Here is a 13,185-nt window from a genome sequence, read left to right as displayed (position 1 = left end):
CGTGTGGTGAGCACCCAGGTCAAGGGAAGTCCGCAGGCCATGGAGAGCGAGGAGTTCCGCGATGCCATGTCGTTGCTCGCCGCGCCGTTGACCATCGTCACTGCGCGGGACACCGAGGGGCGTCCCTGGGGGTTCACCGCCAGTTCGGTGACCTCCGTCTCGTTGGAGCCGCCGCTCCTCCTCGTCGGCATGTCACGTACGTCCAGTTGCTTTCCGGCGCTGTCCGAAGCCGACGAATTCACCGTCAACGTCCTTGGAGACGGTCACCGGGAGCTGGCCCGGACCTTCGCCACCACCGGTGTGGACCGGTTCGCCGGTGTATCGATCGGGGACTGGGGTGACTCGACGGTGCCCTATCTCACGGATGTGTCAGTCGCGTTCAGGTGCTCCGCGAGCAGCCGGATACCCGTGGGTGACCACACGCTCCTGGTCGGTGAGCTCACTCAGATGAGGGGGCACGGGGCCACGGCCTCGCCGCTCGTGTGGTATCGCCGGGACTTCCGGATGTCCGTCTGACCACGGGGAACACTCCCCAAGCTTCCGGGTCCGCGCACCAAGGGACCAGGACCGAAGGCGCCGCCCTCATCGGATGCGATCCGCTGACGAACGGGCTACGGCTGTTGACCACCAGCCGATGGCCAGGCGCCACCATGCTCCGGCCGGGCACTCACACCCGAGTGCCCGGCCGGGGCGTGTTCGCGCGATGGCCGCGCCGGAACCCCGCCACGTACCTTCACGCACCTTGACCAGGCCCCATGCTCGATGACCTTCTCGCTGGGGAGTTGTGTGTCGTCGAGGCGGCGATGCGCAAGGCCGTGGCTCCCGAGATCATGGCGCGTTACCGGCAGTTGGCCACGCACGAGTTCGTCGGGAAGAGTGGTCCGCACGACTTGGTGATGATTGCCGACGACAGGTCCGAGGAGCGTCTGACGGCCTTCCTCACCGCGCCACCGGTCCCCACCCGCCGACCTCCAGCGGATTCTGGGCTTCTTGGCATGGCCACCGCTGGCTCAGGGGTGTCGTCCATCGAACGTGGCCTGAAGGCATCTCGCCCGAATGGGTTGTTCGGGGAAGGATGATCGAGTCGACATCGCATGGCTGTTCGATCCAGTGAGCGGAGGTATCGCCGGGACAGATGGACGACGGGACGACCTCTCCACCGCATGGAGCGGTGTGATCCTGGCTGGTGCAGAGGGGTGAACCCATCTCGCACGCCATGCCCGTCCTCTGAGGGTGGTCGTTGGCACAGCCGCTTCAGCTGTGTGGTCAGCTGACGCGGGGTCGATGCGATGTGAAGCCGGGTGCGCAGGTACGCCGGTATGTCGGCATGCCGGTAGGCATGGGCTGGGGTGGCGCTAGCCGCCATGACGTCGAACGGGGAGGTACGGGGTCGTGTTCCGGTCGTTCCCAGCCGGGACCTGAGGGCGTTCTACGGGCTCTTACCCACCAGACCTTCGGTTGCACCGGCCCCCATCCACTTCCCCACGCTCCCGGCCCTGCCACACCTCATGGCGACATGACGGCAAGGACCCATCGACCGACCTGACGCGCCCGACGCATCCCACGGGGGTGTGAACACCTGCGCCCCACGACGTAGTCGCCCTCGCCCGGACCTTCCCGTCGATGACACTGCACGGCTGTGCGCAGCATCCACCAACCCCAGGGAGTCGCTGACCCCATGCCCCGTACCACCACCCCACGAGAACTCCCCACTGCCGGTTCCCGGGACCTGCTCGGGGGAGCCCTCGCCTTCAGACGTGACCAACTGGGCTTCCTCGCCGACAATGTCAACCGGCACGGAGACCTCTTTCGGTTTCGCCCCCTGGGACTACCGATGGTCCTGGCCAACCACCCCGACCACATCCAGCACATCCTCGTGGACGGCGAACAGCGCTACGACAAGAACGCAACCATCTTCAAGGTGGTCAGACCGGTGCTCCGCGACGGTCTGATCGCCATCGCCGACAAGGAGCGGTGGGGCCGCCAACGGCGCATGATGGCACCGCTGTTCACCCCACGGACCGTCGCCGGATTCACCGAGAACATGACGGATGAGACGGTGCGGATGCTGGACCGCTGGGACCGCCGGTCGGCGGCTGACGCACTGTTGGACATCACCGACGAGATCGGCCAGTTGGCGCTGCGGATCGTCAACCGCTCGCTGTTCAGTGCCGATGTGAGCGCCGCAGCCCAGAGGTTCGAGCGGGCCTTCGCCACCGCCAACGACGTACTGGGCTCCTTCTTCCGCTTTCCCTTCCCTCCGCTCAGTTGGCCGACGTTGCGTCGTCGACGACTGCACCGCGCCATCGATGACATGGACCGCTTCGTCTCCGGTGTGATCCGCCAACGCACCGAGGGGACCGATCCGAGTCGGTCCCACCCGCCGGACCTGTTGTCGCTGCTGATGCACAGCACGGACGACGACGGCAGCGGCATGGAACCGGAGCAACTGCACCACGAGGTCCTCAACCTCTGCATCGGGGCCTTCGAGACGACCACCAACACCCTGTCCTGGGCCTTCTACCTCTTGGCCCGACACCCTCACATCGAGGAACGGTTGCACGAGGAGGTGGACCGGGTACTCGCCGGGCGCGTTCCGCGGTTCGACGACCTGCCACGGCTCACCTACACCCGAATGATCATCGACGAGACCCTGCGCATCTACTCTCCCGCGTACCAGACCATGCGGCACGTGTGCGAAGAGGACATCGTCGGCGGCTACCGCATCCCGGCAGGTAGCAACATCCTCATCAACAGCTACCTGCTGCACCGGCACCCCGAGTTCTGGCCCGATCCGGAGATCTTCGATCCGGAGAACTTCACCCCTGAACGGGTGGCCGCCCGTCCGAAGCATGCGTACATCCCCTTCGGCAGTGGGCGACGCGTATGCATCGGCAAGCACTTCGCGCTGGCCGAACTCACCTTGGCACTGGCCACGGTGGCGCGCGGCCATCGGTTGCTGCTGCCCCCCGGCGCGCCGCTCGTAGCGCCGGAACCGCTGATCACGCTGCATCCGAGGGGCGGAATCCACCTCCGCCTCGCGTGTCGCTGACCTTCCATCCCGTCCCTGGAGTCTCCTTGATCGACATTGTCTGTCCGTTCCCCTTCGCGGTCAGTCCGCATGTGGACCAGGCCCGCCAGCACCTGGCCGTCTGGACACGGGACCACGGTCTGCTACGCAGTGCCCGGGCGCGCGAGCGCTTCGAACGGGCCGACTTCGGATGGTTCGTCGCGCTCGTGCATCCGACGGCCGATGCGGACGCGCTCGATCTGATGGCGGATTGGTTCGCTTGGCTCTTTCTGGTCGACGACCAACTGGACGACGGTTCCTTCGGACGCTCTCCGGAACGCATGGCCCAGGCCGTTGCGTTGATGCGGGACATCCTGAACGACGACACCCCCTTACCGGTGGGGGGTGACGCACGTACCTCACCCGTCGCCTCCGCGCTGGTGGATCTATGGCGGCGCACGGCCGCCAGGACGTCGACGGCCTGGCGGGGCAGGTTCGTCCACCACCTGGAGCAGTGCCTGACCACGGCCACCATCTGGGAGGCCGAGAATCGCGTCCGCGGCACCGTGCCGTCCGAGGATTCCTACATAGCCAACCGGCGTCACACCGGCGCCATCTACGTCTGCATGGACCTCATCGAGATCGTTGCGAACGTCGAGGTCCCCGCCGCGTGCCACCGCGCGCCCGCCTTCCGTGCGGCCCTGGATGCCGCCTGTGACGTGGTGTGCTGGGTCAACGACGTCTACTCGTACGCGAAGGAACGCTCGCTGGGTGAGGTCCACAACCTGGTGCACGTCGTCGGTCACCATCGGCGGTTGGACGAGATCCGGGCGACGGAGGAGGTGTGCGCCGCCGTCTCCGCACGTACGGACGCCTTCCTGGCCGCGGAGAAGACTCTGCTGCGGGACCAACCCGAAGACGCATCGTGGTTGGATCCCACGCTGGCCGGGATGCGGTCATGGATGCGGGGCAACCTCGACTGGTCACGAAGAACCGAGCGCTACACGAGCGGAATCCCGGAGGGCGGCCCCACCGCCTATGTGGAGGCGGCGCTGATGGAAGCGGGCCGGTGACCGTGCCGGGCCGTTCGGAATCCGACGTATGGGAAGTGTTGTGTCGGTCGCGGCAGCTGACCGAGCCCGTCCTGCGCAAGGCCGTGAGCAGGATTCCAGAACCGAGCCGTTCTGTTGCGGAGTACCACTTCGGCTGGCAGGACGGCGGAGGCAACCCGGCCGCCGGTGACTGGGGCAAGGGGATGCGCGGCGCACTCGTCCTCGCTTCCGCCTCGGCCATGGGCGGAGTGCCTGCCCAGGCTGTGGCCGCAGCGGCCGGTGTGGAGTTGATCCACAACTTCTCCCTGCTCCACGACGACCTCATGGACCGGGACGAGACGCGTCGCAGTCGGCCCACCGTCTGGTCCCACTTCGGAGATGCACAGGCCGTACTGACAGGCGACGCACTGCTCGTCGTGGCGATGGAAGGGCTGGCCGAAGCGCCGCCCATGCTCCAGGAGCTCACCGACGCCCTGCTCTGCCTGGTCTCCGGGCAGGGGGCGGATCTGGCCTTCGAGCAGCGCACGGACGTCAGTCTGGATGAGTGCCTTGCGATGGCGGCCGGGAAGACGGCCGCGCTCATGGCGTGCGCCTGCGCACTCGGCGCCCTGGCGGCCGGCGCCCGGACCGGGCGGATCGGGGCACTGCGTCGGTTCGGCCACCATGTCGGGCTGGCCTTCCAACTCGTCGATGACCTGTTGGGCATATGGGGTTGCAGTTCCGAGTCAGGCAAGCCCGTGGGCGCGGATCTGCGCCGTCGTAAGAAGTCGCTGCCGGTCGTGGCGGCGCTCTCGGCGGATGGTCCCGAGGCCCGGCGACTGGCTGCGTTGTACCTGGACGACGACGGGCCGTTGACCGAGGCCCAGGTGTGCGAGGCCGTTGACCTGGTCGACCGGGCGGGCGGCCGGGCCTGGGCCGAACGAGAGGCACAGCGGCAGCGTGAAGAGGCCCTGGCCGCGCTGGCTGCCGCGGACCCGGCTCCCGAGGGCGCCCGACAACTCGTCTCACTCGCTCACATCATCACCGAGCGCCGCAGGTGAGGTGAGACCGGTCGGAGGCCGGTGAAGGGGGTGCCCTGCGGTGGAGCTACACCACACCGCACGGGCACCGCCGCTCACTTGCTGAGTTCGTCCGCCCGCTCGGGCTCCCACGCGGCGATCTCCTGCAAGGCGGCGAGGTGGCCCGTGAACGCGGTACGGCCCTTGCGGGTGAGGGAGAGCCAGGTCCGCGCCCGCTTGCCGACGAACGCCTTGCGGACCTTCACGTACTCCGCCTGCTCCAGCAGGGCGATCTGTTTGGACAGGGCGGAGTCCGTGACTTCGATCGTGTCCCGCAGTGTCCTGAAGTCGGCTTCGTCGACCGAGGCCAGAGCCGCGGCGATGGAGAAGCGCACCGGGGCGTGGATGAACGTGTCGAGGGACTTGCGTGGATGTGTCACGGTCCGACCACGGGGGTGTGGGCTGCCTGGCGGTCGAGGACGCCGATCACGAAGAAGGGCACGCTGCACAACACCGCGCCCGGCAGCCACCACAGTGGTTCGCCGGAGAAGAAGGCCGAGCCGAGGGTGACGGTGAGCGAGTAGACGGCCGCACCGATCCCGGTGGTGGCGGCGTACTTGATCCGGTGGTGGCGGGGCAGCACCGGTCGGGTGGCCGTGTAGATCACGAGGGCGAAGAAGGGAACGAGCAGGACCGCGGGCACGGCGTAGGGATGGTCGGGCTGCACCAACAGGCCGTACGCCGCCGTCATCACCAGCATGGCCACTCCGAGCAGGAACACGATGAGGCCGGGGCGCGGGCGCTGCCCCTGCATCCGGCTCGCCAGTACGTCCGCGGACGCAAGGGATTCCCGAGCTTCCTTCTTATCCATCGTGGCATCCTCCTCGCGGTACTGGAACAAGAGAATCTCGCGGTACTGGAACAAGAGAATACGGTCGCACGCCGAAGCTCATGCCGTCTCGCCCTGGTCCCACTTGAACGTGCGTACGGCGAGGAAGACCACGACGGCGGTGGTGGCGACGACGACCAGGATGGACAGCCAGGCCGGATGCAGTGCGTCACCCTCGGACATCTGCGTGAGCATGAGGTCCGCGAAGAACGAGGTCGGCAGCATGCTCAAGGTGGTGCGGACCGTGTCGGGCATGAGCTCAAGGGGGAATGCGAGGCCGCTGAGGAACAGCGCGGCCAACTGCACGAGCGTACCGACGTTCGTGGCGGCATCCGGTGAGGACAGCCGCCCGCCGATCAGATAGCCGATGCCTCCGAACATGGCGAGGCCGAGGAGCGCGATGCCGAAGAGCGCGGGGAGCCGGCTCAACTCCACCTTGCCGAGGGATACCGCCAGCGCGAGCAGGACCGCCGCCTGGGCGGTGACCATGAGGATCCTGGCGATCATATGGGTGTAGATCAGTCGGGCCCGCCCCACGGGGGTGGTGCCCAGCAGCCTGAGGGTGCCTTTGGTGCGCAGGCTCGCCAGCGGTCCGGCGGTGACGGTCAGGGCGGCGCTGGTCACGGCCAGGAAGATCGACATCGGGAAGACCAGTTGGAGGAAGTCCGGGGCGTCGGGGTCGTCCGGCATGGCGAACCCGAGACTGAGGAAGATGGCCAGCATCCCGAACGGGAAGAACAGGGCGAAGTAGAAGTACTTGGGGTCACGGACGAGTTCCCGGCCGTGCATCAGGGCCAACTCACGCGCGGGCGAGGACTTCATGCCATCACTCCTTCGGACTTCGTCGGCTGCGAGCCGTCGTGCTCGGCGGACTGGTCCGTGTTGTTCGCCTCGTGGAAGTCGACTCCGGTGAGGATGCGGAAGACCGCTTCGAGACCGGCTTCCTTGATCTGGATGTGGCGGGCTCCGAGCGGGCCTGCGAGGAGGCCGAAGGCCGCGTCGGAGTCGCTCGTGCGCACCACGACCCTGGTGTCGGCGCCCGAGTCGTGGGTGTCGACGTGGGACACCCCGGGGGTGGATCGCAGCTGTGCGAGGTCGGTGCCGACCGGCACGGTGAAGTGCACCTCGCGGTCCGGTGCATGGGTGTTGATGAGGTCCTGCGGGGTCCCACAGGCGGCGACCTGCCCCTGGTGCAACACGGCCACCCGGTCGCAGAGCATCTCGGCTTCCTCCATCGAGTGCGTCGACAGCAGTACGGTGCCGCCCGACGCGCGGTGTGTGCGTACCGCGTCCCACAGTTCCTGACGGGCGTTGGGGTCCATGCCCGTCGATGGCTCGTCGAGCACCAGGAGGCGCGGACGCGAGATGAGGGCCGTCCCGACGAGGAGCCGTTGGCGCTGGCCGCCGGAGAGCTTGGACACCCGGACATCGCGCGAGGCCGTTAAGCCCATCATCTCGATGATGGCTTCGGGGGTCTCGGGGTCGGGGTAGAGGGAGGCCCAGACCCTGAGCAGCTCCGCCACCGTCTGCTGCTCGAACACGGCCGCGTGCTGTGGCTGGATCGCCACGCACTTGCGGATCTCATCGCGTTCCGTGACGGGGTCGTGGCCGAGCACCCGGACCGTACCGCTGGTGGGGCGGCGTAGACCTGCGAGGGTCTCGATGGTGGTGGTCTTGCCTGCTCCGTTGGGGCCGAGCAGGCCGAAGATCTCCCCTTGACGCACGGAGAGGTCGATCCCCGCGAGGGCCACGATGTCTCCGTGCGGGCCCGGATACCGCTTGATGACGTGTTGGAGCAGGATCGCCGCGTCGTGGGACGGGCTCTGTTCAGCCATTCCGCATCTGCCTCTCATCGGATACCGCCGAGGTCCGAGCATGCGCACTGCTGTCCATTTCAGCTGCCATCGTGGCATCCACTTTCCAAGTCGTCAAGTGGATGCGATGTAGGCAAGCAGTGCTGTTTCGGGAGTAGTTGACCGGGCGGGGAAGGCCACGATCCAGCTGGAGGCGGCGCCGGGCAGCAGGGAATCGAGACACGGCGCCACCTCAACAGGGCGGGTCACTCCGCCGAGGCGAGCACCCCGAGCAGACTCTCCTCGGCGGGCACGAAGCCCCAGCGGTTGAGGTCCATGTGGAGGTAGTTGAGGAGCAGTACCTCCCGCCGCACCGGATTGTTGTCGAGCGCCGCCGCGTCGAGGGTTCGAACCACCGTCTCGACCTGCGTCGTCACGCTCTCCCGCAGTGGTTCACCAAGGCTCTGCGAGGCTTGGCCCACACCCTTGGCCGCGCGGGAGAGAAGCCCGCGCAGCTCGTCCTGGACCGGTGCGGCCATCCGCAACTGCCGCCCCCACTGCCGGCGATGGGCGGTCCAGAAGCCCTTACGCGCCTGGCTTTCGGGAAGCGCGGCTCCGACCAGGGCGCGCATGTACGAGACGGCCAGGGCCGCCCGTTCGTACAGCGGAGGGAGTGCGCCGATCCGTTGGTCGTCGTACCAGCGGCAGGAGGCCGTGAACAGCTGCTCCGCCCTGCTCACTCCCTGCGCACCCCCGTACTTGGCCAACTCCGGTGCGTAGAGGCAGGTGCGGGCCAGTTTGACCCGCGGGAGGCCCTGCGGCACCGAGCCCGGTACGAGACGTTCCGCAGGGGCGGGTCTGTCCAGCGAGTTCAGCAGCACCACCAGTTCGGGCAGGCGGTCGTGGATGCGGTCGATCCCGTCGGCCGAGCAGGTGAGACGGAGCCGCAGATGGTGTCCGCTCATGTCCCAGTAGCGGGTGAAGAACCAGGCGGGGGCGTCCTCTTCGGCTGCTCGGGCGGCCAGCCAGGGGATCAGTACCCGGGTGGCGTCGTCCATGGAGTCCTGGTCCCCGGGGTAGGCGCGGACGTACCACCAGTCCGTCTCCCGCACCCCGTCCGCATGCTCCGTTCGATCCTGTGTCAGCGGCTTCGGTAGCGTCGGCGGTGGTGTTGGCATCATCGGCGGCAGCGGGGTTGTCGGCGTCATCGGGTCTCCTCGGGCCAGGCCAGCAGTGCCACGTGCTCGGTGACCCTGGGCCGGCCGAGGGCGTCGCGCTGGGAGTGCAGGGAACGCTCGGGAAGCACCTCCACGAGCCGTAGATGGCTGGTCTGCGGGCTGAGCCAGTGGTGCAGCACCCCCACCGAGAGCGGAGAGGCCAGCGAAACCCACATGGGCTTGCGGTCGGCCGACATACCGAGGGCGCCACCGGCTCCGCCGAGTTGGTGGACGAAGACCTCCTCGGGGATGCCGTGCTCACGACGGAAGTCATCGAGCCGGACGGCGAGGGCGGCCTCGTCCGACTCGCCACCCTCCGGTCGGGGGATCGCCGCCGCGGGCACGATCCACGAAGCGCGGCGGGTGACCAGCCGGCCGCCGGGACCGTCCGTGACACGCGGCAGTTCGGCCACGCCATCACCACAGAGCGGGCCCAGCTCGTGCGCCTTCGTCATCGTGTAGTCGGAGTGCGGCGACCCGTTCACCCAGGGGTCGGCCAGGATCGCGAGCAGTCGTACGTACGACTGGAGCAGATGCTGGGGGATGAGCCCCAGATAGGCCAGACCGACCGGGTCACCGTGCCGGTCGAACAGGGACAGCGTGTCGGTATGGGTGTCATGGACGAGCGCGAGGTCGTCCAGGGTGATCCCGTTCGCGGCCTCCACCTCGCCCGGCAGCACCAACGGGGGCAACAGCCCACCGCACTCCGACTGCACGGTGTTGCAGTCGGTCCACACCACCAGCTCGCGGCAGGACACACCGGGCCAGCACTGGTCCAGGTACGCGGTGAGCCGGTCACGGAACCCATCGCCGAGGAGTCGGCTGAAGCGGCTGAAGAGGGCGCCGGTGCCAGCGCCGTACTGGTTGACGACGAGTCGATGGCGACCGGCCTCGGCGTCGGCCCGGCTCGCGGCCTCCACCTGGAAGAAGACACCCGCGTTCGGCGGGGCGCTGGTCGGTCCCACCGGAAGCCAGGCCCGGTCCCCGGGGTCGCGCCTGCTCGTCATATCGGCGAACAGGGCCCGCTCCAGCGGCGGATTGGCGTCCCGGTCGACGGTGAGTCGCATCAAGAACCCCAGCGGGTCGCGACAGACCCCGCCGGCGCCGAACTCCGCGGTGAAGCCCTCCAACAGAAAGTCGTAGAGGTGTGATCGGAACAGATAGGGCCGCACCCGCTCGCCCAGTGCCGTGAGGTCCGTCCGGACCTCGGGCACGCTCAAGGGGTCGGGGAGGTCGAGGCCCGTCTCCCGGTCCTCGTAGATCAGCCCGCTCGGTTTGCGCTCGCCCCGGTCCCGGTGTTCGTTCCAGTCGGCGGTGAGGTCCCGGAGTTCGGTGGCGGCGGTGATCCGGCCCTCGGTGTCCGCCCGACTCGCGCCGTCACCGAGGCGGTGGGCCAGGGAGAGATCGCGGCGCGGGATCGGGGAGGCACTCCCGTCGTTCTCCAGCAGCGCGCACAGCGCGGGGAACGGCGCTTCGCCCTTGGCCCAGGGCGGCACGGGCTGCACGATGCCGGCGTCGAGCAACCGGACGAACCGGGTGAACGGCCGGGCACCACCGACGGCGGTGAGGAGTTCGTCGAACGTCGTGGCGGACCGCAGGCCCCGGGTCATCGAAGGCAGGGCGTAGTCGGCCTCGACCACCCGGTCGTTGCGCCAGACGACGCCCTCGGTGATGGTCACCTCGCCGTGCAGCAACAGCCCTTCGGGCTCGGTGGGGGTACCGGGGTGTACGGGCGCGACGCGGTAGCGCAACAGACCGGCCGTCTCCGGGTCGTGGGCCAGCCGGCGCAGTGCCAGATACGCGGTGGTCGCCGAGGTGCGGCTCAGCCCCCGGCCCGAACCCTCCACCCCGGCTTCGCCCACGGTGGTCAGACCGGAGAAGGGGCTCGTCTTGACCGCGGCACGGGCGACGTACGAGTACAGCGTCTTCAGCTTCTTCGCCGACCGTGCCTTGCGGTCGCGGTGTCGCACCCAGTCGGGGGCGGCGATCGCCAAGGACTCGGCGAAGCCGCACTCCTCCACCCCGCCCGCGGGGTCGCCGCCCGGCAGCAGGGCCAGGTGCAGGGCTTGCACCGCGTGCTCCCGGTCCTGGGCGAGCTGCGCACCCAACTGCGCCAGCACAGCGCGCTGTTCGTCGACGAGACGACCCCATTCGTCCAGTAAGGGGGCGGCATCGACGGGGAGCCGCGCAGCGACCCGGCTCCGTACGTCCGCGTCCCACGGCAGCGGATCCAGCCGGTTGACCGAGCGTTTGGCGGCGAGGACCTTCCGGCGCAGCGGTACGTCGTCGTCGAGTCCGGGGACGAGCGCGAAGAGGACCTCGGTGAGTTCGGGCGCCAGGGTGCCGAGCCGCTGGGCTGCGGCGCCGTGTTCGGCGAGCAGCTTGCGCGTGGCGGGGGCGACCAGATCAAGGGCCTCGGATGGCAGGCCCGCCACCCGGGTGAGGACGACCGGCGAGACGATGAAGGAGGTCATCGGCCCACCGCCGAGAGGGAGAGGTCCACGGTGACGGGGACGGCGTGGAACATGGCGTAGGCGAGGAGACAGACGTAGACCACGGAGAACACCCCGTACGCCATGTGGCCCCGGCGGGCCGCGGTGCTGAGTTGGGCGAGGTGCGCGGGGAGCTCTTGGCGGCGGATGGTGTGCCGCAGGAGGGAGAAGGCGCGCGCCCTGGCGTTGGTGAGTCCGCTCGCCGCTTCGATCGCGGTGTATCCGTCACTGGGCATCAACGGGTTGAGGTTGACGATCAGCATCAGGAGTTGCATGCCCAGCAGCAGCGCGGCGGTGTCCCGCAGCAGTCCGCTGGAGTTCAGGGCGACCACGGCCGACAGTCCGCAGAACACCCCGTCGCTGATGATTCCGGCCATGGCCAGGACGACCCGGCCGCCACGCCCGCGGAAGCGGTAGGCGTCCGTGCGGTCCACATAGGCGACGGGCACGAAGTAGAAGAGCAGCGCGACTCCCAACCCGCGTACGGGCGTGCCCAGTACCTGGGCGACCAACGCATGGGCGGACTCGTGCATCAGCACGTACAGCAGCATCACACCGGTGGCGATCAGGAACGCGGGCCCGGCGAGGTCCTCGGCCGGTGGCATGGCGGTGAAGAGGGTGTGGATGCCGAACGAGTAGCCCACCAGCGCGCAGAACGCGGTGATCAGGACCAGCAGCGTCGGGGGCATCCTGCGCAGGACGGCGGCCAGGGGTTCGAGCAGGCGCGGAAGCGAGCGGGTGAGGACGATGCGCGGCATCAGCATCGAGGTGCGCACACGACCCGATTCCTGGGGCCGCTCCGGAAGCGCGGAGCCTTCGAGCAGTCCGCTCTTGTCCAGGGCGGCGAGAAAGGTGTCGATCTGACCGGTGAGCGCCTCGGCCCGTGCCTCGTCGGCGCGCGACAGGAGGACGACGAGGTCCTCACGCGTGCGGGTGCCGTCCAGGAAGGTCAGGACGACTTCGCCGGCACGGGTGATGCGATGGTAGTTGCCGGTGACCGGATCGAAGATCAGAGGGATGTCGTCCATCCCACGGATGACCTCCAGCTCGTCTCGGAGCTTCGGTGGCGAACTGATCACTTTCTCTACCTCTCCTGTACTCCTAGACGCGGCGGACCCGACCTGGGCGCAGCGCGCCGCGACACGTTGACCCCGAGCCCTGCGTGCACGATGCTTCGAAATGAGAAAGCCGCCTTCCAGCGGCGCCGGTGACGACGCCGCTGGAAGGGAGGAGCCGAGCCCGGCGGGCAGGTGCTGGAACGGTGTCAGCCCATACGGCACCGCCTGCCGGGTCCGGTCATCCGTACGTCGAAGCCGTGGTGGCGCTGCTGGCCGAACTGACCGGACAGGACAGGCACGCGGCGGACGTCGCCGTGGAGAAGGAGCCGAGGGCGTTGCCCTGCGGCAGCTCCTCGACCGACAGTTCGCCCTCCAGGGCGTACAGGTCGAACGCGTACGGCTCGACTTGTAGTTCGTTCATGAGGTGTCACCTCTTCCGTTTGATTCGAGTGGCCGACTTCCGGGTGGCTGGAGCAGATCAGCCGACGCAGGAGGCCGTGGTGGCGCTGCTGGCCGAGCTGACCGGGCAGGAGAAGGAACTCGCCGATGTGGCCGTGGAGAAGGAGCCCAGGGCATTGCCCTGCGGCAGCTCTTCCACGAGGAGCTCGTCTTCCGTGACGTACAGGTCGATGGCCTTTTCGGTGCTGTGCTCGCCCATGGAGGACGTCCCTTCTGT

Annotated in this window: 14 protein-coding genes; 5 read left to right on the top strand and 9 right to left on the bottom strand. The window is 68.4% G+C overall.

Annotated features, from left to right (window positions below):
- The first annotated feature begins 6 nt into the window (after positions 1 to 6).
- From ACFXJL_RS20650 to ACFXJL_RS20630, 5 genes are all read left to right on the top strand, one after another.
- The gene (locus ACFXJL_RS20650) at positions 7 to 516 is read left to right on the top strand and encodes a flavin reductase family protein (RefSeq protein ID WP_358877889.1); all 510 of its coding nucleotides are present in this window, start codon (positions 7 to 9) and stop codon (positions 514 to 516) included.
- A 239-nt stretch (positions 517 to 755) separates the two neighbouring features.
- Positions 756 to 1,079 carry a hypothetical protein gene (locus ACFXJL_RS20645; protein ID WP_384694392.1) on the top strand — a complete coding sequence of 108 codons (324 nt, stop codon included), beginning with the start codon at positions 756 to 758 and terminating at the stop codon, positions 1,077 to 1,079.
- Positions 1,080 to 1,678: 599 nt separating this feature from the next.
- On the top strand, positions 1,679 to 3,052 hold the full coding sequence (locus ACFXJL_RS20640) for a cytochrome P450 (protein WP_384694389.1): 1,374 nt from the start codon (positions 1,679 to 1,681) through the stop codon (positions 3,050 to 3,052).
- Between the two features lie 26 nt (positions 3,053 to 3,078).
- On the top strand, positions 3,079 to 4,083 hold the full coding sequence (locus tag ACFXJL_RS20635; RefSeq protein WP_384694386.1) for a terpene cyclase: 1,005 nt from the start codon (positions 3,079 to 3,081) through the stop codon (positions 4,081 to 4,083).
- Entirely contained in the window at positions 4,080 to 5,102 is a 1,023-nt protein-coding gene (locus ACFXJL_RS20630) for a polyprenyl synthetase family protein (RefSeq protein WP_384694383.1), read from the top strand. The genes ACFXJL_RS20635 and ACFXJL_RS20630 overlap by 4 nt, the downstream gene beginning before the upstream one ends.
- A 74-nt stretch (positions 5,103 to 5,176) precedes the next feature.
- Here the strand turns inward: ACFXJL_RS20630 and ACFXJL_RS20625 are convergent, their stop codons facing one another.
- From ACFXJL_RS20625 to ACFXJL_RS20585, 9 genes are all read right to left on the bottom strand, one after another.
- A complete protein-coding gene (locus tag ACFXJL_RS20625) occupies positions 5,177 to 5,500 on the bottom strand; it encodes a transcriptional regulator (RefSeq protein ID WP_329024760.1) in 324 nt (107 codons plus the stop codon).
- Positions 5,497 to 5,931 (bottom strand): hypothetical protein, encoded by a 435-nt coding sequence (locus ACFXJL_RS20620; RefSeq protein ID WP_358877885.1) that lies wholly within the window; start codon positions 5,929 to 5,931, stop codon positions 5,497 to 5,499. Before ACFXJL_RS20620 ends, ACFXJL_RS20625 begins: the two co-directional genes overlap by 4 nt.
- 78 nt (positions 5,932 to 6,009) lie before the next feature.
- Positions 6,010 to 6,771: an ABC transporter permease gene (locus ACFXJL_RS20615; protein WP_358877884.1), complete on the bottom strand. Its 762-nt coding sequence runs from the start codon at positions 6,769 to 6,771 to the stop codon at positions 6,010 to 6,012.
- The gene (locus ACFXJL_RS20610) at positions 6,768 to 7,784 is read right to left on the bottom strand and encodes an ABC transporter ATP-binding protein (protein ID WP_384694378.1); all 1,017 of its coding nucleotides are present in this window, start codon (positions 7,782 to 7,784) and stop codon (positions 6,768 to 6,770) included. The genes ACFXJL_RS20615 and ACFXJL_RS20610 overlap by 4 nt, the downstream gene beginning before the upstream one ends.
- A 224-nt stretch (positions 7,785 to 8,008) precedes the next feature.
- A complete protein-coding gene (locus ACFXJL_RS20605) occupies positions 8,009 to 8,950 on the bottom strand; it encodes a lantibiotic dehydratase C-terminal domain-containing protein (protein ID WP_384694375.1) in 942 nt (313 codons plus the stop codon).
- Entirely contained in the window at positions 8,947 to 11,433 is a 2,487-nt protein-coding gene (locus ACFXJL_RS20600; protein ID WP_384694371.1) for a lantibiotic dehydratase, read from the bottom strand. Before ACFXJL_RS20600 ends, ACFXJL_RS20605 begins: the two co-directional genes overlap by 4 nt.
- The gene (locus ACFXJL_RS20595; RefSeq protein WP_384694368.1) at positions 11,430 to 12,479 is read right to left on the bottom strand and encodes a hypothetical protein; all 1,050 of its coding nucleotides are present in this window, start codon (positions 12,477 to 12,479) and stop codon (positions 11,430 to 11,432) included. The genes ACFXJL_RS20600 and ACFXJL_RS20595 overlap by 4 nt, the downstream gene beginning before the upstream one ends.
- A 268-nt stretch (positions 12,480 to 12,747) precedes the next feature.
- Positions 12,748 to 12,930, bottom strand: a complete 183-nt coding sequence (locus tag ACFXJL_RS20590) for a thiocillin family RiPP (RefSeq protein ID WP_329024775.1) — start codon at positions 12,928 to 12,930, stop codon at positions 12,748 to 12,750.
- A gap of 57 nt (positions 12,931 to 12,987) precedes the next feature.
- Positions 12,988 to 13,167, bottom strand: a complete 180-nt coding sequence (locus ACFXJL_RS20585) for a thiocillin family RiPP (RefSeq protein ID WP_329024777.1) — start codon at positions 13,165 to 13,167, stop codon at positions 12,988 to 12,990.
- Positions 13,168 to 13,185: the final 18 nt, after the last annotated feature.

The sequence above is a fragment of the Streptomyces sp. NPDC059256 genome, assembly GCF_042753785.1.
Lineage (GTDB): Bacteria > Actinomycetota > Actinomycetes > Streptomycetales > Streptomycetaceae > Streptomyces.
Note: the sequence above shows the minus strand (reverse complement) of the source record. Positions and strands in the feature narration are given on the sequence as shown.

Coding starts and splice junctions, on each gene's coding strand:
- ACFXJL_RS20645 (WP_384694392.1), top strand. CDS start 756: ATGCTCGATGACCTTCTCGCTGGGGAGTTGTGTGTCGTCGAGGCGGCG.
- ACFXJL_RS20640 (WP_384694389.1), top strand. CDS start 1,679: ATGCCCCGTACCACCACCCCACGAGAACTCCCCACTGCCGGTTCCCGG.
- ACFXJL_RS20620 (WP_358877885.1), bottom strand. CDS start 5,931: ATGGATAAGAAGGAAGCTCGGGAATCCCTTGCGTCCGCGGACGTACTG.
- ACFXJL_RS20615 (WP_358877884.1), bottom strand. CDS start 6,771: ATGAAGTCCTCGCCCGCGCGTGAGTTGGCCCTGATGCACGGCCGGGAA.
- ACFXJL_RS20610 (WP_384694378.1), bottom strand. CDS start 7,784: ATGGCTGAACAGAGCCCGTCCCACGACGCGGCGATCCTGCTCCAACAC.
- ACFXJL_RS20605 (WP_384694375.1), bottom strand. CDS start 8,950: ATGACGCCGACAACCCCGCTGCCGCCGATGATGCCAACACCACCGCCG.
- ACFXJL_RS20600 (WP_384694371.1), bottom strand. CDS start 11,433: ATGACCTCCTTCATCGTCTCGCCGGTCGTCCTCACCCGGGTGGCGGGC.
- ACFXJL_RS20595 (WP_384694368.1), bottom strand. CDS start 12,479: ATGGACGACATCCCTCTGATCTTCGATCCGGTCACCGGCAACTACCAT.
- ACFXJL_RS20590 (WP_329024775.1), bottom strand. CDS start 12,930: ATGAACGAACTACAAGTCGAGCCGTACGCGTTCGACCTGTACGCCCTG.
- ACFXJL_RS20585 (WP_329024777.1), bottom strand. CDS start 13,167: ATGGGCGAGCACAGCACCGAAAAGGCCATCGACCTGTACGTCACGGAA.